General features: G+C 70.5%; 17 protein-coding genes. 11 read left to right on the top strand and 6 right to left on the bottom strand.

The features are described 5' to 3' along the window. The first annotated feature begins 56 nt into the window (after positions 1-56). The 3 genes from CACI_RS33515 (at position 57) to CACI_RS50455 (ending at position 2,470) form a co-directional block, all read left to right on the top strand. On the top strand, positions 57-968 hold the full coding sequence (locus CACI_RS33515) for a LysR family transcriptional regulator (protein WP_015795337.1): 912 nt from the start codon (positions 57-59) through the stop codon (positions 966-968). An 84-nt stretch (positions 969-1,052) separates the two neighbouring features. After that, a complete protein-coding gene (locus CACI_RS33510) occupies positions 1,053-1,598 on the top strand; it encodes a SigE family RNA polymerase sigma factor (RefSeq protein WP_015795336.1) in 546 nt (181 codons plus the stop codon). Beyond that, a complete protein-coding gene (locus CACI_RS50455) occupies positions 1,595-2,470 on the top strand; it encodes a hypothetical protein (RefSeq protein ID WP_015795335.1) in 876 nt (291 codons plus the stop codon). Before CACI_RS33510 ends, CACI_RS50455 begins: the two co-directional genes overlap by 4 nt. On the opposite strand, the gene CACI_RS33500 is transcribed toward CACI_RS50455, so the two are convergent. The 3 genes from CACI_RS33500 to CACI_RS33490 form a co-directional block, all read right to left on the bottom strand. Then, positions 2,444-3,256: a serine hydrolase gene (locus CACI_RS33500; protein ID WP_223297327.1), complete on the bottom strand. Its 813-nt coding sequence runs from the start codon at positions 3,254-3,256 to the stop codon at positions 2,444-2,446. The two genes, CACI_RS50455 and CACI_RS33500, sit on opposite strands and share 27 nt — an antisense overlap. 806 nt (positions 3,257-4,062) lie before the next feature. Then, positions 4,063-5,511, bottom strand: coding sequence for an N-acyl-D-amino-acid deacylase family protein (locus CACI_RS33495; RefSeq protein WP_223297680.1), 1,449 nt, complete (start codon positions 5,509-5,511; stop codon positions 4,063-4,065). Between the two features lie 98 nt (positions 5,512-5,609). Then, entirely contained in the window at positions 5,610-6,932 is a 1,323-nt protein-coding gene (locus CACI_RS33490) for a type III PLP-dependent enzyme domain-containing protein (protein WP_223297326.1), read from the bottom strand. Positions 6,933-7,152: 220 nt separating this feature from the next. Here CACI_RS33490 and CACI_RS33480 point away from each other — a divergent pair, with 220 nt between their 5' ends. The 3 genes from CACI_RS33480 to CACI_RS33470 are packed head-to-tail and all read left to right on the top strand — an operon-like array spanning position 7,153 to position 11,491. Continuing rightward, positions 7,153-9,144, top strand: a complete 1,992-nt coding sequence (locus tag CACI_RS33480) for an alpha/beta hydrolase family protein (RefSeq protein ID WP_015795331.1) — start codon at positions 7,153-7,155, stop codon at positions 9,142-9,144. Beyond that, the gene (locus CACI_RS33475; protein ID WP_015795330.1) at positions 9,141-10,547 is read left to right on the top strand and encodes a M20/M25/M40 family metallo-hydrolase; all 1,407 of its coding nucleotides are present in this window, start codon (positions 9,141-9,143) and stop codon (positions 10,545-10,547) included. The genes CACI_RS33480 and CACI_RS33475 overlap by 4 nt, the downstream gene beginning before the upstream one ends. Then, positions 10,544-11,491, top strand: coding sequence for a S66 peptidase family protein (locus CACI_RS33470; RefSeq protein WP_015795329.1), 948 nt, complete (start codon positions 10,544-10,546; stop codon positions 11,489-11,491). The genes CACI_RS33475 and CACI_RS33470 overlap by 4 nt, the downstream gene beginning before the upstream one ends. Here CACI_RS33470 and lysA read toward each other — a convergent pair. Then, positions 11,482-12,753: a diaminopimelate decarboxylase gene (lysA, locus tag CACI_RS33465; RefSeq protein ID WP_015795328.1), complete on the bottom strand. Its 1,272-nt coding sequence runs from the start codon at positions 12,751-12,753 to the stop codon at positions 11,482-11,484. The genes CACI_RS33470 and lysA overlap by 10 nt on opposite strands. A gap of 338 nt (positions 12,754-13,091) precedes the next feature. Between lysA and CACI_RS33460 the strand changes: the two genes are divergently transcribed. From CACI_RS33460 to ahcY, 3 genes are all read left to right on the top strand, one after another. After that, positions 13,092-14,147 carry a multicopper oxidase family protein gene (locus CACI_RS33460; protein WP_049871787.1) on the top strand — a complete coding sequence of 352 codons (1,056 nt, stop codon included), beginning with the start codon at positions 13,092-13,094 and terminating at the stop codon, positions 14,145-14,147. Positions 14,148-14,332: 185 nt separating this feature from the next. Further along, positions 14,333-14,773 (top strand): GNAT family N-acetyltransferase, encoded by a 441-nt coding sequence (locus CACI_RS33455; protein ID WP_015795326.1) that lies wholly within the window; start codon positions 14,333-14,335, stop codon positions 14,771-14,773. Between the two features lie 186 nt (positions 14,774-14,959). Then, on the top strand, positions 14,960-16,420 hold the full coding sequence (ahcY, locus tag CACI_RS33450) for an adenosylhomocysteinase (RefSeq protein WP_015795325.1): 1,461 nt from the start codon (positions 14,960-14,962) through the stop codon (positions 16,418-16,420). A gap of 588 nt (positions 16,421-17,008) precedes the next feature. Here the strand turns inward: ahcY and CACI_RS51620 are convergent. Then, positions 17,009-19,675, bottom strand: coding sequence for a hypothetical protein (locus CACI_RS51620; protein WP_190276659.1), 2,667 nt, complete (start codon positions 19,673-19,675; stop codon positions 17,009-17,011). Positions 19,676-19,845: 170 nt separating this feature from the next. Here CACI_RS51620 and CACI_RS33430 point away from each other — a divergent pair, with 170 nt between their 5' ends. Next, positions 19,846-20,778 (top strand): SAM-dependent methyltransferase, encoded by a 933-nt coding sequence (locus tag CACI_RS33430; RefSeq protein WP_223297325.1) that lies wholly within the window; start codon positions 19,846-19,848, stop codon positions 20,776-20,778. Positions 20,779-21,070: 292 nt separating this feature from the next. On the opposite strand, the gene CACI_RS33425 is transcribed toward CACI_RS33430, so the two are convergent. Continuing rightward, positions 21,071-21,562, bottom strand: coding sequence for a hypothetical protein (locus CACI_RS33425; protein WP_015795320.1), 492 nt, complete (start codon positions 21,560-21,562; stop codon positions 21,071-21,073). Between the two features lie 372 nt (positions 21,563-21,934). Between CACI_RS33425 and CACI_RS33415 the strand changes: the two genes are divergently transcribed. After that, a complete protein-coding gene (locus tag CACI_RS33415; RefSeq protein WP_015795318.1) occupies positions 21,935-22,435 on the top strand; it encodes a MarR family winged helix-turn-helix transcriptional regulator in 501 nt (166 codons plus the stop codon). The last annotated feature ends 60 nt before the right edge of the window (positions 22,436-22,495 follow it).

Here is a 22,495-nt window from a genome sequence, read left to right as displayed (position 1 = left end):
TCGGCATCTGGGACAGCCGCCGGTCGGTGCGCTGCGGTAAGGGATAGCCTGCCCGCATGCTCAACACGCACCGCCTCCGCATTCTGGCCGAGATCCACCGGTCGGGAAGCATCGCGGGGGCGGCGCGCGAGCTGAAGCTGTCGCCGTCGGCGGTGTCGCACCAGCTGTCGCAGCTGGAGAAGGAAGCCGGGGTCAGCCTGGTCGAGCGCGGGGCGCAGAGCCTGCGGCTGACCGCCGCCGGGCGCCGGCTCTCGCTGCGCGGCCAGGAGATCCTGGCGCTGCTCGACGCCGCCGAGAAGGACCTGATGGCGCACTCCCGCGCCGACACCGGCCACCTGTGCATCGGCTACTTCGCCTCGGCGGGCCGCCGCCTGGTCCCGCAGGCGCTGTCGCGCTTCGCGCGCCGGTACCCGGCGGTGGAGCTGGACCTGGTCGAGGGGCAGCCGCACGAGCTGGCGCCGGCCGTGCAGCAGGGCGAGATCGACGTGCTGGTGATGTTCGAACACGCGCTGGACCCGTGGAGCCCGCCGGAGGGCGTGGAGGTGCGCGAGCTGTTCAACGACCCGCAGCTGCTGGTGGTGCCGACGGGGCACCCCGCGGGGCGGCGCGGGCAGGTGCGGCTGGACGAGCTCGCCGGGGAGCAGTGGATCACCAGCTTCGGGACCGGGTCGCCGGTGCTGTCGGTGCTGGAGCGGGCGTGCGCGCTGGAGGGGTTCGTGCCGACCATCCGGTGCCGCAGCGATCACTATGAGGTGATCACGGGGCTGGTGCGCGCCGGGCTCGGCATCGCGCTGATCCCGAGCCTGGGGATCAGCGACACGAGCGGGGTGGAGACCACGCGCATCTCCGGGCCGCGGCTGTACCGGAAGATAGGTGTCGCCTCGCGGCCGACGAATCCGAACCCGGTGCTGGCTTCGTTCCTGGCGTATCTGGCTTCGACGGCAGCGAATCTGCGCGCCGGGCACTGAATCTTCTGCCTCCCGTGCAACCACCGGTCCTCTCTGCGACTTGAGACAGTGACGGACCGGCCGGACGACGGGAGTGGAACCAGGGTGGCCCACGACACGACAGAACGTTTACGAGGGTTCGAGGAGTTCGTAGCCACACGCTCGCAATCCCTGATGCGCACGGCTTTTTTGCTCGTCGGTACCCGGGAGGGCGCCGAGGACTTGGTGCAGTCGGCGCTGGAGAAGACCTTTCCGCGCTGGTCGCGGGTTCGGCGGATGGATACGCCTGAGGCGTATGTGCGGCGGATCGTCGTCAACAACGCGCATGCTGCGTGGCGCTCGGCGAAGCGGCTGCCGACGGTGGAGTTGCCTGGCGGATCCGACAGCCCGGCGCTTGCCGCTGCTTCCGTTGCGACTGCTGCCGGTGACCATGCCGAGGACGTCACGCTGCGGGACAGCTTGCTGCGTGCGCTCGACGAGTTGCCGCACGGGATGCGGACGATCGTCGTCCTGCGGTACTGGGAGGAGCTGAGCGTGCAGGAGGTCGCTGAGCTGCGGCGGTGCTCGGCCGGCACGGTCAAGTCGCAGGCTGCGCGCGGCTTGGCGCGTCTTCGAGAACTGATGACCGCGGAAGCGAGGAGTGAGCGATGAGCGAGGGCTTTGCGGGGTCGGGCGGGGGCGCGGGCGATGGCGATGGCGGGGACGGCTGGGGGAGCGGGGACGCGACGCAGCTGTATGCCGCGATGGCGCAGGCCACTGCGGACATCGGCGGGGTACGGGTGGATCCGGCGAGGATGCTGCGGGCTCGGCGGCGGCATCGGTTGTCCGAGGGCGGGGTTGTGGCGGGCGTGCTTTCGGTGGCGCTCGTCGCGGCGACGGTTGCGATGTATGGCGGCGGTGGCGGGACGGCGAGGGTTCCGGGCGGGACCGGTTCGGGGGTGGCGTCCCCGACGGTGAGTGCCGCGACTGCGGTGACTGCGGTGACTGCTGCGCCGTCGAAGGCGGTGGCGGACGTTGTCGTGCCGACGGGCGTTTCCGTCTATGACTCCGCCGCCGGCACGGAGGGCGGGCAGAGCGTGCACAAGCTACTGTCCGGCACCGGTGCCTGGGTGACCAACCAGTACTGCCAGAAGGTCGCGACCAGCGACGGCCGCCCCAAGGGCACCGGCGTGATCTTCGACCTCGGCACGCCCACTCCCATCGCCGCCGCGACGGTGGACATCGGCGTCCCCGGCGCCGAACTAGAGATGTGGGCCGCCGACCCGTCGTTGCACACCCCGCCGGCCGTCCGCCCCGGCCAGCCCCCCGCCGGCTTCACGAAGGTCGCCACCACCGACGCCGCCACCGCGACGACGGTGCTCACGCCGGCGCAACCGGTGACGACGCGCTACGTGATGGTGTGGTTCGGCGGCGCCCTCCCCGCCGTGCCGAACCCGGACATCTCCATCCAATGTGCACACGCCGACGGAGACGGAAACCGCTACGGCGACTCGATTTCAGCCGTCCGCTTCAGCCGAGGCTGACCCTCCCGCCCCCGCGAGCCGCCCCACCACGGCGCCGACATCGCGCATCGCCAGCACCATGTCGAACTCACGCCCGGCGGCGCAGCGCGTCAGCACGGCGTAGCAAACCTGCCGCGCGCCGCGCACGACGCCGACATCGCAGCGCGTCCCGACATCGGTGCCAGTCTTGTTCGCGACCCACAGCCCAGACAACGGCACATCACGCACCACCGAGTCCTCAGGATCGTGCGCAATCCCGGCAGCCACCATGCTCCGATCCAGACACCCCGCCATCCACCCCAGAAGCACCGCACCCCACCCCCGATCGCCGGCGGCAACGGCCGCGAGCGCCGCCACCTCGCGCGCCGTGCCGACGGCAAAGGCCGGCGGATGGCCCGCCAGCCGAGGCTCACGAATCCGATCCAGAACGCGACTCCGCTCCAGCCCCAACGCCCCAGCATCCGCCGCCACCCGCTCCACCCCGACCCGCCGCAGCAGCGCATTGGTAGCGGTGTTGTCACTGACGGCAGCGGTCAGCCGCGCCAGGTCAAGCAGGGTCCACCGCCGCGGCGACAACGTGACCAGCAACCCCGAGCCCGCACTGAAGTCCTGCTCGAGCAGCCCCAACGGCTCCCCAGGATCCAGCTCGCCGGACACAAAACCCTGCGCCACCGAAGCAAGCAACAGCAGCTTCCCAACACTGGCCAGCGGCATCACCTCATCGGCCAAGTACTCGCCCCAGCCGGGCACCGCATACGCGAGAGTCCCCGGCAGAGCACTCACATCAGGGAAATCAGGGCCGCTCACCACAACACCTCCCGCTCATATGCCGCGCCAGCATGACCACGGCGACTCCCACTCGCACGCTGCCCGAGCATCGCCGCGCCAGCTTGCACCTGCCGCACCAACTTCTGCTCGCCGACCGCCTCAGCATCGCCGAGCCTGTTTGCGCTCGCCGCGCCAACTCCTGCTCGCACGCTGCCCGAGCATCGCCGCGCCAGCTTGCACCTGCCGCACCAACTTCTGCTCGCCGACCGCTTCAGCATCGCCGGGCCTGTTTGCGTTCGCCGCGCCAACTCCTGTTCGCACGCTGCCCGAGCACCGCCTCGCCAGCTTGCACCTGCCGCACCAACTTCTGCTCGCCGACCGCCTCAGCACCGCTGGGCCTGTTTGCGCTCGCCGCGCCGACTTCTGCTCGCACGCTGCCCGAGCACCATTGCGCCAACTCCTGCTCGCGTGCCGCCCGAGCATCGCCGCGCCAGCTTGTGCCTGCCGCACCAGCTTCTGCTCGATGACTGCCTCAGCATCGCCGCGCCGACGCCTGCTCGCACAATGCCCGAGCGCCATTGCGCCAACTCCTGCTCGCACATCGCCCGAGCATCGCCGCGCCAGCTTGTGCTCGCTGCACCAGCTCCTACTCACTGGCCGTCCCGAGTATTGCCGCGCCAGCTGCTGCTTGCCTGCTGCTTGAGCATTGCCGCGCCATCATCTGTTCGCCGCTGGCTGGGCATCGGCGCGGCTAGTTCGCGCTGCTGCATCGGCTGCTGCTCGAGTGCTGACTGCGCGACCGTCTCCGTCTGTGTGGCTGCTGCTTGAGTGCTGCCGTGTTGTTCTCAGCACCTCAACACCTGTCCTGGGCGTGCGCCGGTTAGGGCTCCGTCGCGGACCACGATTGTGCCGTCGACTATGACCAGGTGGACTCCTTCTGGTGTCCTGCGGGGTTCGGCGAAGGTTGCTCGGTCGGCTACGTGCGCTGGGTCGAAGACTGTGATGTCCGCGTGGGCGCCGGTGCGGAGGGTGCCTCGGTGGGGGAGGTTGAAGCGGGTGGCTGGGGCGGTGGTCATTTTGCGGATTGCTTCGGGGAGGGGGAGGAGGTTGAGGTCGCGGGTGTAGTGGCCTAGGACGCGGGTGAAGGTGCCGGCCCAGCGGGGGTGGGGGAGGCCGGGGGTGGGGACGCCGTCGGAGCCGATCATGGTGAAGGGGGCTGTCAGGACGCGTTGGACGTCGTCTTCGCGCATGGAGTGGCTGATGATCGTTACGTCGCCGTCTTCGCCGAGGAGGAGGTCCGCTACCAGGTCGAGCGCGTCCGTGCCTGCGGCTGCGGCGAGTTCGGCGATGGTGTGGCCCTGGTAGGTGGGGTGGTGGGGGGCGCCAGCGACGGCGATGCGGTCCCAGCCGCCGTTGCCGACCGTGTTCTCCCAGCCGGGGACGCCTTCGGCGATCGCCTTGCGCAGGGAATCGCGCTGAGCCGGGTCGCGTAGGCGCTTCAGTAGTTGGTCCTTGCCGCCGTCATGAGCCCAGGGAGGCAGCATCGCAGCTAGTGCCGTACTGCCGGCTGTATAGGGATAGACGTCGCACGTCACATCCATCCCCGACTCCCGAAGCGCAGCCAGCCGCGCCAGCGTTACCTCGGTACGTCCCCATGCGTACTTCCCAGCCGTCTTGTGGTGTGACACGTGCAGCGCCGCGCCACTGTCCCGCGCTATAGCGACCGCTTCCTCTAGGGCGCCCTCGACACCCGACATCTCGTCCCGCAGGTGCGTCACATAAGGCTTCCCATGGCGCGCCGCGACTGCCGCCAACGCAGTGATCTCCGCAGTATCCGCATAAGAGCCTGGCGTGTAGATGAGCCCAGTAGAGAACCCGACTGCGCCCGCCGTTAGAGCTTCGTCTAGCGCTTCCGCCATCCAAGCGATCTCCGCCGCACGAGCAGCGCGCGCCTCCTCCCCGACCACCGCAGCGCGCAGAGTCCCGTGCCCTACCAGGGACGCCAAGTGGTTCGCCCGCCCGACAACGCTATGCGCGCGCCCTAAGGCGTCGAACCCCGCATACCTCCCGGGAAACGCACTATGACCGCAGTTCCCCGCGATCTCCGTCGTCACCCCCTGGAGGACCGAGGCATATACCTGCGCCTCATCGAGTAAGCCTTCCGCAGCGTCGATGGAAGCAGTGTCCGAGTGTGTATGCGCGTCGATGAAGCCCGGAGCGACGACCAAGCCTGAGACGTCGATGAGTTCGGTAAAGGGACCGGCATCATGAGGGAACGTTCCGGGAGGCAGCACTGTGACCCGCCCGCGAGACACCGCCACATCCGCCGGGACCAATGGCGCGCCAGTCCCGTCGGCGACGAGCCCGCCGCGCAGCACCAGCGAGAACCCGCTCACCGCAGACTCGCCGGCAGCACCCCGCTCCGGGCCACCACCTCATCGAGGCTCTCCGCGGCGCGCAGCACATGGAACCGCACCACATCCCCGTCCGACACCTCGAACCCGAACACCGGCGGCATCGGCAGACTGTTGTACTGGAACGGCGAGGAGAAGTAGTACGCACCTGTATCCGGCACGACCACGATGTCCTCCGTAGCGAGCCGCGGCAGCTTGCGCTCCCGAGCCACGAGGTCCCCGGCGAAGCAGCACGGTCCCGCGACGTCCTGCACTTCCAGCTCCGCAGTACTGGGCAGCCCATGGCGGTCATAAGCAAGCACCCGCAGTGGCCAGGACTTAGGAGCGAACACAGTACGCGCCGCCACCTGTGCCCCCGCGTGCGTCAACGCTATAGCGCGCCCGCCAGTGCGCTTCGTGTACTCCACGCGTGAGGCGATGAAGCCGTTCTTCGTCATCACCGAGCGGCCGTACTCCGTCACCACCTTGAACCCGCCGGTGAACAACTCCGGCGCGGCGTCCCGCAAGACCGCCACATGATCGGCGAAGGTGGGACTGTCCCCGTCCGTGCTGAAGTCGACCGGCAGCCCGCCACCGATATCGATGCCCTCGATCTGCCCGTCCCGCCGCGCGTTGACCTCCTGCGCGAAGCGCACCGCCTCGGCGACGCCCGCCGCGTTCAGCTCCAGCGGGATGCCCTGCGAGCCGACGTGGACGTGGACCCAGCGCAGCCACGGCCGGGCCGCGTACGCCGCGAGCAGCCGTTGCCGGTTGCCCGGGTCGGCCATCGCGATGCCGAACTTCGTCGTCCGCCCGGCCGTCGACATCGCCTCGATCGACCCGATCCCCACCTGCGGGTTGATCCGTACGCCGACCCGCACCGCCGCCGCGCCGTCGGCGACCAGGCGGTCCACGCGCTCCAGTTCCTCGAAGTTGTCGATGTTCAGCGCGATGCCGTCCCGCAGCGCGACCGCCAGCTCGGCCTGGGTCTTCGCCGGCGAGTCGAGCACAACCCGCGCCATCGGGAACCCGGCGGCGCGCGCCTGCGCCAGCTCCCCGGGGCTGCTCACCTCGCAGCCGAGGCCGTGCCGGAGCAGCAGCGCGAGGATCGGCACCATCGGGTTCGCCTTGGCGGCGAAGGCGTGCAGCACCTCCGTCTCGCGCGGCCAGGCGGCCCGCAGCTCCGCCGCCGTCTGCTCGATCCCTTGCAGGTCGACGAACGCCGCGACCGGTGTGGCATGCGGATCGAGCAGGTCCTGGGCGACCGCGGCGTGCACGGCTCGGTCCCGGCGGATACGGCGGGCATGGTGGTCATGGGTCACGCGACCCAGCGTGGGACCTGGACGCCGCCGGGGCTGCGAGCCTCGAAAACCTCGCCGCTCACACTCCAAAACCCGGCAGACGCCTTGCCGATCCGCCTCCGGCGGGAAGGCTGACGCCGCAGCCGGAGCACCGCACAGACCCAGAACAACGAACAGACTCAGAGCACCGAACAGACCCAAAACACCGCACCCGCACCACCGACCGAGCCAAGGAGACTCCGTGACAAAGGTCGACAAGCCTTACGGCAGCTGGCCCTCGCCGATCACGCCCGAGGACGTCGCCGCCGCGCCCGGCGCGCCGCAGTGGCCCTCGGTCGTCGGCGAGCAGACCTGGTGGTGCGCGCCGGATCCGGCGACGGCGACCGTGGGTCTGATGCGCCGCGGCGCGGACGGCGAGGTCGGTTCGGTGCTGGGAGCGGACTGGCCGGTCGGCAACAAGGCCATCGGATACGGCGGCCGTCCCTACCTCGCCACGCCCGACCTCGCGGTGTTCTCCTGCTCCCGCGATCAGCGGCTGTATCGGCTCGCCGACGTCCCGGTCCCGCTGACGCCCGCCGACCCAGACGGCGTCCGCTGCTCCAACTACTCCGACATGATCCTGGGCCCGACCGGAACCGAGATTTGGGCGATCCGCGAGGTCTACGAGATCCCCCAGACGAACCGGCTGACCGACCCCGCGCCGCGCACCACGCGCGAGATCGTCGCGATCCCGCTGTCCGGCGCCGCCGCCGAGGATCCGGACGCGCTGCGCATCGTGGCCCGCTCGCACCACTTCCTGTCGACGATCCGCCTCAGTCCCGACGGCACGCGGCTGTCCTGGCTCGGCTGGAACCACCCCGTGATGCCGTGGGAGACCACCGACCTGATGGTCGCCTCGATCCTCGACGGCGTCGCGGTCGCGCCGGTCCGGGTGCTCGGCGGCGACGAGGGCAGCGGCGGCGTCGACAGCCAGGGCAGCATCGACACACAAGTCTCCGTCGCGCAGGCGGAATGGGCCGACGCGGACACCCTGTACGCGCTCGCCGATCCCGACGGCTGGTGGAACCTGTTCCGCGTCGACCTCGCCGGGGAGGAGACGACCGCGACCAACGTCTTCCCGACGCAGACCGAGTGCGGCCACGCCATCTGGCGCGTCGGCTCCACCTCCTTCGCGGTCACCGACGCCGGCGTGGTCCTGCGCCGCAGCCTCGGCGACGAGACGCTGATCCTGTGGGACCCCGAGACCGGCGAGACCACCGACCTCGCGCCGGGGTGGACCGAGTTCGCCAGCTCCGTGTCCGGCAGCGCCGGCTCGATCGCCGTCGTCGCCGCCAGCGCCACCGAACCCTCGACCCCGCTGCGCATCGACGTTGCGCGCCGCGACACCGTCCGCTGCGTCGAGCGCGCCGAGTACCCCCACGAAGCCTGGGTCGGCGTCCCCGAACGCCGCCACGTCCAGGTCGAGGGCGGCTGGCAGGTCCCGTACATCTACCACCCGCCGACCAATCCCGGGTACCGCGGCCCGTCCGACACCCCGCCGCCGCTGCTGATCGACGTCCACGGCGGCCCGACCAGCAGCACCGTCGCCACGCGCCACCTGGCCTTCGCGCTGTTCACCTCCCGCGGCTACGCCGTCGCCTCGGTCGACTACGGCGGCTCCACCGGCTACGGCCGCGCCTACCGCGACCGCCTGCGCCACACCTGGGGCGTCACCGACGTCGAGGATTCGGTCGCCGTGGCGCGCGCCCTGGCCGACGCCGGGCTCGCGGACCCGCGGCGCACCGGCATCCGCGGCGGCTCGGCCGGCGGCTGGGCCACCCTGGCGGCGCTCGCGCACAGCGACTACTTCGCCTGCGGGACCGTCTACTTCCCGATCAGCGACCCCGGGACCTGGTTCGACGAGCAGACCCACGACTTCGAGAGCCGCTATGTCCACTACCTGATCGGCGATCCGGACAAGGACGCCGAGCGCTTCGCCAAGGTCTCGCCGCTGGCCCACGCCGCGGAGATCACCGCGCCGTTCATCATGCTGCAGGGTCTGGACGACGTGATCTGCCGCCCGGACCAGGCTGACCGGTTGGTGTGGGCGGTCGAGAGGGTCAACCCCGGGCTGGTCCGCGCCTATCACCGGTTCCCCGGCGAGGGGCACGGCTTCCGCAAGGACGAGACGATGTCCGTGTGCCTGCAAGCCGAACTCGACCTGTACGCCGACGTCCTCGGAGCGGGCAAGTGACCGAGAGCCCTGACACACAGACTCCTGAGATTCAGACCCCCGGCATTCGCATTCCTCACACCAGGGCTTCCGCCGCCACACCCCGCCCCGCCGAAGCCGACCTGGAAAAGCTCGCCGCCGACACCGTCGCCGCCTGCTCCCGCCTGATCCGCTTCGACACCAGCAACTTCGGCGCCGGCGAGAGCCGCGGCGAGCGCGCCTGCGCCGAATGGGTCGCCGAGCAGATCACCGACGCCGGCTTCGATCCGATCGTCCTGGAATCGGCGCCCCGCCGCGCGAACACCGTGGTCCGCATCCCCGGCACCGACCCCGGCGCGCCCGCGCTGCTGGTCCACGGCCACCTCGACGTCGTCCCGGCCGAGCCCGCCGACTGGCGGTCCTACCCCTTCTCCGGCGACGTCCGCGACGGCGCGGTCTGGGGACGCGGCGCGCTGGACATGAAGGACATGGACGCGATGATGCTCGCGTTCGTCCAGCACCTGGCCCGCACCGGGCAGCGGCCGCCGCGCGACATCGTCATGGCGTTCGTCGCCGACGAGGAGGACACCGGCGACTTCGGCGCCGGCTTCCTGTGCCGCGAGCACCCCGACCTGTTCGAGGGCGTGGCGAGCGCGATCAGCGAGTCCGGCGGGCACTCGGTGCACCTGTCCGACGGCGCGCGCCTGTACCCGATCGCGGCGGGGGAGCGCGGCAGCGCGTGGATGACCGTGACGATGCGCGGCACCGCCGGGCACGGCTCCCGCCGCAACGACGACAACGCGATCGCCAAGCTCGCCGCGCTGATCACGCGCTTCGCAGAGTACGAATGGCCGGTCCGGGTCGTCCCGATCGTCAGAGCCCTGTTGGACGGCCTGTCCGAGCACTTCGGCCGCGAGATCTCCCCGCAAGACCTGTCCGGACTCGGAGCCGCCGCCCCGCTGCTCGCCGACACCCTGCGCAACTCGGTCAACCCGACAATGCTGCGTGCCGGCTACAAGCACAACGTCATTCCCTCCGAGGCCAGCGTCGCCCTGGACGGCCGCCTGCTGCCGGGCACCGAGGCCGAGTTCTTCGCCACCGTCGACGCTCTCCTCGGCCCGGACGCCACCCGCGTCGGCGACCACAGCGCGCCGGTCAGCGCCGACTTCACCGCCCCGGACTTCGCCGCGATCGCCGCCGCCCTGCGCGCCTTCGACCCCGAGGCGCTCGTCCTGCCGTTCTGCATGACCGGCGGCACCGACGCCAAGGCCTTCGCCAAGATCGGCATCCCCGGCTTCGGCTTCGTCCCAGGACGCACTCCCAAGGATTTCAACGCCTGGCAGTACGTCCACGGCGTCGACGAGCACGTCCTCACCGACAGTCTGGCCTTCGGCTCCGGTGTCCTGGCCACCTACCTGATGACCGACCCCGGGACGCGCGCATGACCGGGCTTCGAACCCTGCTTCGCCCGCCCGCGCTCAAACCGGGGGATAGCGTCGCAGTACTCTGCGCCTCCTCGCCGGTGCCAGGTCAGCCGCAGCTGGAATCGGGCTTGCGCGCGATGGAATCCGTCGGACTCAAACCCGACGTGTTCGCCACGACCCGCGCCGATCGCCTCTATGACTACCTGGCGGGTACCGACGCCGAACGCGCCGCCGACCTGACACGCGCCCTGACCGACCCCAAGTACGCCGCGGTGTTCCTCGCCTGCGGCGGCTACGGAATGCAGCGCACGCTGGAGTTGATGGACTGGAGCCGCATCAACGCCGCCGCGCCGAAAGTGGTCGTCGGGTACTCCGATGTCACTGCCTTGCTGGAAGCTATAGCGGTCAAGCTCGGCTGGGTGTCACTGTTCGGTCCGATGGTGGCGTGCAGCGGCTTCTGGCAGGGCCCTGACGAATACGATTTCAAAGAGCTGATGAAGCTCCTCTACGCGCCCTCGGCGGTCAGCCGGCTCACTTTCCCGGGCTCGCGCGCTCTGGTCTCCGGCGTCGCCGAAGGGCTGACGCTCGGCGGAACCGCGACGCTGATCGCGGCGAACTTCGGCACGGACACCTCGTTCCCGGTCCGCGACGCGATCCTGTTCCTGGAGGACGTCGACGAACTCCCGTTCCGCCTCGACCGGATATTCACGCAGTTCCGCCGTGCCAAGGACTACCTGGACGGCGTCCGCGGCATCATCCTGGGCACGTTCTCCGAATGCGGCGACCCCGAGCAGCTCGACCAACTGCTCGCCGAGCGCTTCGGCGACCTCGGCGTGCCGGTGCTCGCCGGGGTGAACATCGGGCACAACTGCCAGATGCAGACCTATCCGGTGGGGGTGCGCGCCCGGCTCGACGCCGATGCCGGTACGCTCACCTTCCTGGATCAAGTGCTGGCTCAGGGATAGAGCCGCAGCAGATCCTCCTCAGTCTCGCGGCGCACAATGGCGTGCGCCGCGTTCTCGTGCACCGCGACCACCGGCGGCCGCGTCACCAGGTTGTAGTTGCTGGCAGTGGAACGCTGATAGGCGCCGGAGCACGGGATCGCGATCAGATCGCCGGGCGCCAGGTCCGCCGGCAGCGCGATGTCCTCGATGAGCACGTCGCCGCTCTCGCAGTGCTTGCCCACGACCGTCACCGGCTCGACCGGCGCCGCGCTGTGCCGCGAGGCGAGGACCGCGGTGTACACGGCGCCGTAGGTCGCCGGGCGCGGGTTGTCGCTCATGCCGCCGTCCACCGCGACGAAGCCGCCCTTCACTGTGCCGACCTCGTAGACCGCGACGGTGCTCGGGCCGGCGATGGCGCGACCGGGTTCGACGGCGAGACGGATGCCGGCAGGGACCACCGCGTGCAGGACGTCGGCGAGATCCGCCGGAGTCGAGGCGGGCTTTTCCCCGGGCAGATAAGGGATACCGAGGCCGCCGCCGAGATCCAGGCGGCCGACGACGATCCCCTGCCGGCGCTCGACGTCGCGCAGGAAGCCGACCATGCGGCGCGCGGCTTCGGCGAACGAGTCCAGGTCGAAGATCTGCGAGCCGATGTGCGAGTGCAGCCCGATGAATTCGAGTGCTGATTCCCCCAGTACCCGGCGCACCGCCTCCATCGCCTCGCCGGAGGCCATCGACATCCCGAACTTGGTGCGCTCGCCACCGGTCGCCAACGAAGCGTGGGTGGCGGCATCGATTCCGGGCTTCACCCGCACCATGACCGGCTGTCGCGTGCCCGCCTCTGCGGCTGCCCGCGCCACGCGCTCGACCTCGTGCAGCGAGTCCAGCACGATGCAGCCGACGCCCCACGCCACCGCCTGCCGGATCTCCGCCACCGACTTGTTGTTGCCGTGGAACACCACGCGCTCCGGCGGCATCCCGCCGACGCGCGCCACCGCCAATTCCCCGCCGCTGCACACATCCAGGCACAGTCCCAGCTCCGCCAACCACCCCACCACCGCCGGCGCCAGGAACGCCTTGCCGCCGTAGTGCACGTCTCCGTTCGGGAATGCGTCCAGCCACGCCGAGCAGCGCGCTCGGAAGTCGGCGGCGTCGAGCACGTAGAGCGGCGTGCCGAACTCGGCGGCGAGCGCGCGCACGCCGTGTCCGGCGACCGTGAGCTCGCCGTCGGCCCACGCCGCGTGCGCCGGCCAGATTTGATCCCGCACAGAGATGCTGTTCATGCCGCGACGCTAGGGAACAACCCTGTGCGTCAGACGCGAGCGTCAAGGAAGTGGACGCTCAGGCTCGTTTCTGCCGTATGGCCGCCGCGGCGCCGATTCGTCGTCCCCTGGACCAAAAGCCGCACAGGTCCTAAATTCGAGCACGGATGGCTGAAAAGCTACAGCGGTTCAGCGAATGGTTCGGATTCACAGCGTCACCCGGCTCCGCCACCTCCCGCCCCTGCCACCCAGGAAGGACATCCGCCGTGGCCGCTGCCCATCGATGGCGCTCGCCCGCGCCCGAAAACGGACACCACGACACCTCGTTAAGAAGCCTGATAGCAAGCCGCGCCGTACTCGTGATCACAGTCCTGGCCATCTTGTCCGCCGCCACCGGCGCGGTGGCGTTGGCGTCCTCGACAGGGACGTTGAACGCCTCGCCCGCGGCGACGGACCAGGACCAGCGCATGGGATCCGGTGCGCCGTTCCAAGACCCGCCCGAGGCCGACATGGCCGCCGGCTCCAATGGCGATTTGACCGTCACCCTCGACGCCCACGACACGCAGTTCGACCTGGCCGGCAAGACCGTGATCGGCCAGTCCTACAACGGTTCCTACGTCGCCCCGACCATCCGCTTCGACCCCGGCGCGCAGGTGGACGTCCGCCTGGTGAACCACCTCCCGGTGGCCACCGACGTGCACTTCCACGGGCTGCACCTCGATCCGGCGGACCACTCCGGCGACGAGTTCGTGTGCGTCGCCCCCGGCGGTACTTCCACCTACCACCTCGTGATCCCGGCGAACCATCCGCAGGGCACGTACTGGTACCACTCGCACGCCATGGGAGCGAACTGTGCTGCCAGTACGGGCTCCGGCAGCGGCACTGAGAACCAGGTCTTCGCCGGCTTGTCCGGCGCGCTGATCGTCGGCGACGACCGGACTCTGCTGCCCGCCGCCTACCAGCACATCATCGCCCACACGTTCATCCTCAAGGACTTCCAGACCGGCGCCGCCGCCACGACGGTCCGCCTGGTCAACAGCCAACTGCGACCGGTCGTCACGATGGCTCCCAACGAGACGCAGCTGTGGCGCCTGATCAACGCCGGCGCCGACATCTCCTACCGGCTCCGCATGGACGGCTACGCCTTCACCGTCGTCGGCGAGGACGGCGTCCCGGCTGCCGACGTCACCACCGTGGGCACGCTGATCCTGGCGCCAGGGAAGTGCTACGACGTCCTGGTCACGGCGAACGGCACCCCGGGTACCGCCTGGCTGCGCAGCACTTCCTCCGCCAACGGACCCCTGGGAGACCCGTACCCGGACGCGACGCTGGCGGAGCTGGACGTCGGTGGCAGGGCCGTCAGCCGCCTGCCATTGCTCACCGGTGTATCGCAGGACACCAAGACGGAGGCATGATGAACCCGTGGCCGCGGTGAGCTGACAGACAACGCCATCACAACACCCGGCAAACACGGCGCTCCTTGGCACACACGGCACTATTCGGCAAACACAGACCTGCCCGACCCGCCACAGGGTCCGGGACCGGCGCTCGCCCCGCCGGTCCCGGACTCGGCGCGGCGCCCCTGTGTCAAGATCGCCCCATGACCGAGACCATGCGTCCGATGACCGTCGCGGACCTCAGCCAGATCGTCGCCGACATGCCGCGCTACTGGGGCGAGCGCGATATGCGCTGGGGGCACATGTTCCCGATCGTCCACGAGTTCGGCGCGACGTGTATGGTCGCCGATTCCCCCGAGGGCATCCGCGGCTACCTGATGGGCTGGGTGAACCCCGACCACGTCGGCTACATCCACTTCATCGCCACCCGCGACGACGCGCGCGGCACGGGCTTGGGACGCCGGCTGCACGAGGAGTTCGCCCGCCTCGCCGCCGCGCAGGGCGCCACGCGGCTGAAGGCGATCACCGGGGTCGTGAACACGAACAGCGTCGCGTTCCACACCGCGATCGGCTTCAGCGCGCAGGTCGTCGAGGACTACGCCGGGCCGGGAGAGGCGCGCGTGGTGTTCCTGCGCGACCTATGAGGCGATCGGCTACATTGAAAACGCGCCGCTTGTGCAGGCGCCGCCGGAGCTGAGAGGCGCTGCAACGGATCTCGAGGATCCGCCACGCTCGGTCCCGACGACTTTCCCAAGGGCGCCTCCCTCGTGGAGGCGCACTTCGTGCTTCCCCGAGGTTCCACCACCTCATGCGAAGACGGGAAAGCGAGCATGAAGCACCACCTGAAGGAGATCGGCGGCCTGCGGTTCGCCGTCGCCGACCTCGACCTGGCCGAGTCCGGCCGCCTCCAGATCCAGTTGGCCGAGCACGAGATGCCCGGCCTGATGGCGCTGCGCGCCGAGCACGCGGCGGCGCAGCCCCTGCGCGGCGCCCGGATCGCCGGCTCCCTGCACATGACCGTGCAGACCGCGGTCCTCATCGAGACTCTCGCCGCGCTCGGCGCCGAGGTCCGCTGGGTGTCCTGCAACATCTTCTCCACCCAGGACGAGGCGGCGGCCGCGGTCGTCGTCGGTCCGGACGGCACGCCCGGCAAGCCCACCGGCACCTCGGTGTTCGCCTGGAAGGGCGAAACCCTCGAGGAGTACTGGTGGTGCACCCGCCAGCTGTTCGACTTCGGCGACGGCCGCGGTCCGGACCTGCTCGTCGACGACGGCGGCGACGCCACCTTGCTGGTCCACCTCGGCGCCGAGTACGAGACCGCCGGCGGTGTCCCGGAGCCGGAGCCCGGCGATCACGAGGAGCGCCGCCAGATCCTGCGGCTGCTGGCCGACAGCCTCGCCGAGGACGACCGCCGCTTCACCCGCATCGCCGCCGGGCTGCGCGGGGTGTCGGAGGAGACCACCAACGGCGTCGCGCGCCTGTACAAGCTGGCGCGAGAAGGACGGCTGCTGTTCCCGGCGATCAACGTCAACGACTCGGTCACCAAGTCCAAGTTCGACAACAAGTACGGCATCCGCCACTCCCTGCCCGACGGCCTGAACCGCGCCACCGACGTCATGCTCGGCGGCAAGGTCGCCGTGGTCTGCGGCTACGGCGACGTCGGCAAGGGCGCGGCCGAGGCGCTGCGCGGCCAGGGCGCGCGCGTCGTGATCACGGAGATCGACCCCATCAACGCCCTCCAGGCGGCGATGGACGGCTTCCAGGTGGCGCGCCTGGAGCAGGTCGTCGCCGACGGGCACATCTTCGTCACCGCCACCGGCGGCACCGGCGCCATCGGCGTCGAGCACCTGGCGCGCATGCGGCACAACGCGATCGTCGGCAACGTCGGCCACTTCGACACCGAGATCGACCTCGCCGGCCTGGCCGCGCACCCCGGCGTGACCAAGACCGAGATCAAGCCGCAGGTCCACCAGTGGACGTTCGCGGACGGGCACGCGGTCCTCGTGCTGTCCGAGGGGCGCCTGTTCAACCTCGGCAACGCCACCGGCCATCCGAGCTTCGTGATGTCGGCGTCGTTCGCGAACCAGGTCCTGGCGCAGATCGAGCTGTTCACGCAGCCCGACCGCTACCAGGACGCGGTGTACCGCCTGCCCAAGCACCTCGACGAGAAGGTGGCGCGGCTGCATCTGGACGCGCTCGGCGTGCAGCTCACCGAGCTGTCCGCCGAGCAGGCGGAGTACCTCGGCGTGGAGATTGAGGGCCCTTATAAGGCCGAGCACTACCGGTACTAAGCGGTATTAAACGGCGCTAAGCAGAACTAGGCGACACTGAGGCTCTGCGGGAGCTGATCGGCTTGCGGGCCGGTCAGCTCCCGATCAACGCCTCGCCGCGGTTTCGTATCCGGCACTTCGCGACATTCCGGGCGGAGAAAACATCGCTCGGGGTACTCGGGCGAACACCCTGGGAATTCTTAGGAAGAAGTGTGGGTCATCCTGCGAATCAGAGCCTTACCTGCGCGGGTCCGGCTTTGGTAGCATCCGCACCTGATCACCCGTAAGCGCCGGTCCCTCGGCCGTGGTGCTCGGCAAGGAGTGCGCATGTCCCTTCCGTCCGTGTTGGCCACCCTCGTCGCCGTGTTGGTCCTGGCGAACATCGTGTTGGTTTTGCGTTTGACGGATCGGTGCGCGGATCACCGTCAGGAGCGCGTCGGGGAGGGCGCGAGCAGCGCGGCCGCGCAACCGTCACCCGTCCGCAGCGAGCCCGGGACCGTAGCGCCGGAACGGCGAACCTGATAAACAAGGCGTAGACGGCCGCCCGGGAGACCTCCCAGTTCCCGGGCGGCTGTCACCATTTTCTCTACGCTCGCAGAGCCCGCGCGATCATCCCGCGGGCTGGCTGAGCCGGTGCTGGCTCTGCGCGGGCTGGGTCGGCGGGACCACGGCGTCCGACTGGAACGCAGCACCCTGAGCCGGCCGCTCGGGATGCGCCAGCGACAGGAGCCAGGTCTGCCCGTCGGCTCCCGTGACGAGGATCTCCTGGTCCTTGCCGACGAATCCGCCGACGACCGGGGTGCCGACCGGAGCCGGCAGCCGGACGGCGGCGGGCGCGCCGGGCGCGCTCGCGACCGGCACGAATCCCTGCGCGCCGCCGAAGGTGAAGGTGGCGACCGCGCCGGTAGCGTCGGCGGACACCAGCTCGTCGATCCCGTCGGCGCCCGGAACGGCTTGGATGGTCACCGCGCCGGCGAGCACCGGGCTCTGCGGCAGTCCTTGGATCGCCGTGGTGATCGCGGGCTTCGCCGTGACCACGGCAGCCGGTGCGACCGCCGGATGGGGGTCGGTGCGGCGGGACAGAGGCGTGTCGCCGGAGCCTGGCAGGGACGTCGTGGCGGCGCCGGGCAGCGCTCCGGCCGGGGAGGCCGGGGAGGCCGGGGACGCTGGAGACGCCGGGGAAGTCGGCGATGCCGGTGAAGCCGGTGAAGTCGCGGCCGTGGGAGTGGCCGGAACCGTCGGTGTGGCAGGCGTCGCCGGCGTGGCCGGAATGACAGCCGGCGGAACCGTGATCGTGATCAGCTGCGCGTGCCCGACGGCGTCGGTCCCGACCAGCTGCTCCTGCCCGCCCTTGGTGAACACCCCGGCGGTCAGACGCGTGTAGTTGTTCCAGATCGGCCCGTTGACAGCACCCTGATCCACCGCCTTGCCGGCGGCGTCGAAGCTGTACAGGTGCGCGCTGCCGTCCTTGCGCACCGCGAGCAGCTGGACCGCCCCGGCCGGGCCGGCGAAGTGCCCGGCCACGAGCGAGGTGACGTCCGCGAACCCGTCGGCGACCGGCTGCGGCACGCCGAACGTCCCGTCGGAGACCCAGGGGTAGCGCAGCAGCCGCCCGGTGGCGTCGACCGCGACGAGGTCGGCGTGCCCGGCGGTGGCCGAGGGCAGCACGGCCCGGGGTCCGGTGGCCGCGCCGGTGACCGTCACGATCACCGGTCCCCACGTCACCGTCTGGCCCTCGCGGTTGGTCACCGCGACCTTGATCTGGTGCTGGCCGGCGGTCAGGGTGGTCGTGTCCAGATTCAGCTGGTTGCTGGTGGTCATCGGCTCCTGCTGCGCCACGCCGTCCAGCGTCAACGTCTCGGTGGCCAGGTCTGCGGCCGGAGCCGCGCCGACGCCCAGCGGCACCGTGCCGGACAGCAGCGGCGCGTTCGGGGCGGCGACGGCGATGGTCAGCTGGTGGTTGGTGACAGTGATGGTGACCGGTGCCGACAGCGGGGAGATGGCGCCGTCGGCCGCCATCGCCTGCGTGGTGATCACGTGCGGGCCGTCCGACAGCTTCGTGGTGTCCAGCGAGAGCAGCGCGCCGCCGGGGGCGTTGTCGAGCGCCTGGCCGGACTTGCCGTCGATCCAGTACTGCATGCGGACCGCCGGGTGCGCCGGATCGGCGTCCGCCGAACGCACCGTGATGATCCCGGAAGCCAGTCCGTTCACGGTGTTCGTGCTCGCCGTCGGAGCCGGCGGCGGCGGGTTGATCGCGGTGTCCGGAGCCTGGTTCCCGATCAGACCGGAGCCGCCGGTGAGGCCGCCCTTCGGCATGTGCCAGCCGGGGTTGTTCGGGTTGACCGCGCCCAGGCGCCAGAACTGCGCGGCGGCCGGCGGCGTCCAGTCGTGCACGCCGACCAGTTCCTTGACGAGCGGCTCGCCGACCCAGTTGGAGTCCACGACGGTGAACGTGCCGTTGCCGTGGTTGGTCAGCACGATCGCGGTGTGCAGCGGGTTGGACTCGTCGTGGTCGCCGATCTGGATGATGTCGCCCTCGGCGGCCGCGGCGGGCGCCACCGGGACCGCGCCGACCGAGCTGAACCCGACCTGGTAGTTCCCGCCCGGGTCGACCGGCCAGATCTTGCCGCCGCTGGCCAGCGACACCACGCAGTCCACGAACTCCCGGCACTGGCCGGAGCGGAAGCGGTTGGCGTCCACGCAGGCCTGCCCGCCCCACCGGCCGACGTAGGCCAGGGCGGTGGTGGCGATCAGCGAGTTGTCGAACTGGCCCGCGCCGGCCGGCGGGTGCACCGGGACCGGGACCGGGTCCGGCGGCGGGATGTAGGGCGCCGGGTTCGCCGCCGGCGGCGCCGGCTTGACCTTGACGGGCGCCGGCGCCGGGGTCTTCGGGGGCGCCGAGGGGACGACCGGCTGCGTCGTCGGGGGCGCCGTCGGCGTGGGCGGCAGCTGGGTCGGGCCCGTCGTGGGCGGCGCCGACGACGAGGACGAGGAGGGAGGGCTCGTGGGTGTCGGAGTCGGCGTGGGTGTCGGCGTCGGTGTGGGAGTCGGGGTCGGCGTGGGCGCCGGGGTCGTGCTGCCCGACGTCGGATCCGGCTGGCTCGACGACGACGGCGTTGACGGAGCCGCCGCCGGCGACGACTGGCCACCGGACGGGGTCGCGTCGGCCTGTGCGCTGACCGTGGTCGCCACCGAAGCCGCACTGACCATGGTGGACACCGCCACCCCGGCTATGAGGCGGCGGCGGACTCGTCGGGCGCTGGCATTCTTCGACATGACCAAAATTTCTACCAGCTGCGGCGCCACAATACGACGGACAACTCGGGTCGAATACGTATCGGGACAATGACGAGCCGTCAGAGCGCGAGTGTCGCCGGGTGTCAAGACCCGATCTCGGTCATTGTTCGCGGGTCCGGTTCACAGGGTTGTCCGCTAGGCTCTCGCGGGTGGTTGACGAACATCAGGCCTCGAAGACCGGCGGGCCACCCGAACCCGCCGCGACCTCGGTGGACAGTACGGAACTCGGAGCCGGCAGCGGGGGGACCATGGACGTCGTCGACACCATCGACAGCACACTGATCCCCGGCTGGGTGCCCCCGGAGCTGGACACCACCAGGGCCCACACCGCGCGTATCTACGAATACCTGCTCGGCGGGATGCACTACTTCGACGTGGACCGCGAGGCCGCCGAGACGGCGCTGCGCCACGTTCCGCAAGCCCGCGAGATCCTCCAGGAGAACCGCGCGTTCCTCAATCGCGCGACCAGATTCCTCGCCGCCTCCGGCATCACGCAGTTCCTCGACCTCGGCAGCGGCCTGCCCGGCACGGACAACATCGGCGACACCGCCCGCGAGGCGCACCCGCAGGCGCGCATCGTCTTCGTCGACTACGACCCGATGGTCGCCGTCCACGGCCGCGCCCTGGTGGCCGCCGCCGACCCGACGCACACCGCGGTCGTCGAGGCCGACGTCCGCCGCCCCGCCGAGGTGCTGGCCGACCCGGAACTGCGCCGCGTGCTGGACCTGAAGCAGCCGGTGGCGATCGTGATGAACTCCCTGCTGCACTTCATCGCGCCCGAAGAGGACCCGCACGCGATGGTCGCCGAGTTCCTGGCCGCCGTCCCCGCCGGCAGCGCCCTGGTGGTCTCGCACATCACCGACGGCGGCCGCCCGGTCCAGGCCGAGGCGGCGGTCCGCGCCTGGGACCAGGCGACCTCGCCGATGTACATGCGCAGCGAGAAGGAGATCAGGGACCTGTTCACCGGCACCGAGATCATCCAGCCCGGCATCGTGCCGCGGCCGCTGTGGCGCCCCGACGGCGAGGTCCGCGAGGACTGGCAGGAGATCTGGGGTCTGGTCGGGGTGGGGATCAAGCGCTGAGCGGAGCCGCCATGGGCCCGCTGCCGACCGGGCGGGCGCGGCGCCAGGATCCCGCCCCGCGCCGGGCCCTCGGGCGCTGTGCGGGGCTGTCAGGCGATATCAGAGTGCGGATTCGTCGGCGTCGGGAGCGTGCCGTGCTGTGAGAAGCGGAGTGCGGCGTCCTGTGTCGCGGACGGACGCAGGACGCCGTACTCACCGCCAGGGCGCACGGCCCGCGCGGTTTTCATCCGGATGGACGCCGTCTTTCAGGGCCGCTGACGCCCTCGACGGCAGCGGCCCGGCGGGCGGTTCGTCAGTTCTGGTGGGCCTTCATATGGCGCGCGCCGCGCACGAAGTCCCCGTCGATCGCGGACTTGACCGTGTAGCGCAGGGTCTGGGGAGCCGTGGCCTCCAGCATGTCGGCGGCGTGGGCGGCGGCCCGCGCCTCCAGCACCGCGGCGACCATGGTCGCGCTCTCGACCCTGCTCAGGGCCTCCTGTTCCCGGCACAGCAGTGCGGCGGCGTAGAACACCATCGCACCGGGGTGGGTGATCGGGTGTTCAAGGCGGTAGGCGATCTGCTCGGCGAGCCGGCCCAGCGGTTCGGCGGGATATCGCTCGGCCAGGTGGCGGCACAGTTTCGCCGCGCTGACCAGGTCCTCCGCCGTGACGGCCACGGCCGGACGCAGCCGTTCGCCGTCGTCGGCGGGCAGCATGATCGCCAGCTGGTGGGCGAAGTCGTCGCGGTGGATGCGCCGGTCGGCGTAGCCGTAGCGGCCCGCGGTGAGGACTTCGATACCGGTCATCTCGATCTCCCATTCCTCGCGCTTATGGAGACACCTCCATCATCGCGCCGCCTCGCGGACGGCGCCCCCGAGTGCGCTGCGTGACCAGCACCCGTGCGCTCGCGCAGACGGCACACCGCCCCTGGGTCAAGGGCGAGGGAGTACGCCGTCCGTTGAGGAAGAAGGCAGACTGGATGAGCCCGCGGCTGTCGTGCACGCGCCGGATCTCATAGACCTCCTGCCACCCATGCCCACAGGCCTGGCACAGGAAGGAGTAGGACTCCCGGATAGGTGCTTCCTCCACGGCGTCGTCCTCCCCATGGTGCGGTCCCCCCTCAACCATTGCATTATGCAATGGTTCAGTCTACGGCGGCAATGCGGTAGCTTCAGGGTGTGCAGCCGGACATTCACCCCGCCACACCGGAAGCCGACACGCAGGAAGTCGTGGCCGCCGTCCTGGCGGCCTCCCGCATGATCGTCGGCATGTCCGCGCGCGCCCTGGCCGACGTCGACGACTCGCTGACCCTGCCGCAGCTGCGCACCCTGGTGGTCCTGGCCGACCGCCCGCCGATGAAGCAGAGCGACCTGGCCGCCGAACTCGGCGTGAACCCCTCGACCGTCCTGCGCATGGCCGACCGCCTCGCCGCGGCCGACCTGCTGGAGCGCCAGCCGAATCCGGCCAGCCGCCGCGAACAGCTCCTCAGCCTCACCGAGACCGGGTGCGACCTGGTGCACCGCGTCATGGACCGGCGCTCGGAGGAGGTGACCGCCCTGGTCGGCAGGCTGACACCGGCCGAGCGTGCGGGACTGGTGCACAGCCTGCGCGCGCTGACCGAAGCCGTGTCGGACACCTATCCGGACTCCCCGGACCATCCCGGACTCCGGCTCGGCTAGCCGTACTGCCCGGTGCGGGGCGGGACGTTCCAACCTTTCTCTTGACGCTCACGCCTGGTT

The organism is Catenulispora acidiphila DSM 44928 (genome assembly GCF_000024025.1).
Taxonomy (GTDB): domain Bacteria; phylum Actinomycetota; class Actinomycetes; order Streptomycetales; family Catenulisporaceae; genus Catenulispora; species Catenulispora acidiphila.
Note: the sequence above shows the minus strand (reverse complement) of the source record. Positions and strands in the feature narration are given on the sequence as shown.

Excerpts from the sequence above, each read along its gene's own strand:
- CACI_RS33515 (WP_015795337.1), top strand. The coding sequence starts at position 57 with ATGCTCAACACGCACCGCCTCCGCATTCTGGCCGAGATCCACCGGTCG.
- CACI_RS50455 (WP_015795335.1), top strand. The coding sequence starts at position 1,595 with ATGAGCGAGGGCTTTGCGGGGTCGGGCGGGGGCGCGGGCGATGGCGAT.
- CACI_RS33470 (WP_015795329.1), top strand. The coding sequence starts at position 10,544 with ATGACCGGGCTTCGAACCCTGCTTCGCCCGCCCGCGCTCAAACCGGGG.
- lysA (WP_015795328.1), bottom strand. The coding sequence starts at position 12,753 with ATGAACAGCATCTCTGTGCGGGATCAAATCTGGCCGGCGCACGCGGCG.
- CACI_RS33455 (WP_015795326.1), top strand. The coding sequence starts at position 14,333 with ATGACCGAGACCATGCGTCCGATGACCGTCGCGGACCTCAGCCAGATC.
- ahcY (WP_015795325.1), top strand. The coding sequence starts at position 14,960 with ATGAAGCACCACCTGAAGGAGATCGGCGGCCTGCGGTTCGCCGTCGCC.
- CACI_RS51620 (WP_190276659.1), bottom strand. The coding sequence starts at position 19,675 with ATGTCGAAGAATGCCAGCGCCCGACGAGTCCGCCGCCGCCTCATAGCC.
- CACI_RS33425 (WP_015795320.1), bottom strand. The coding sequence starts at position 21,562 with ATGACCGGTATCGAAGTCCTCACCGCGGGCCGCTACGGCTACGCCGAC.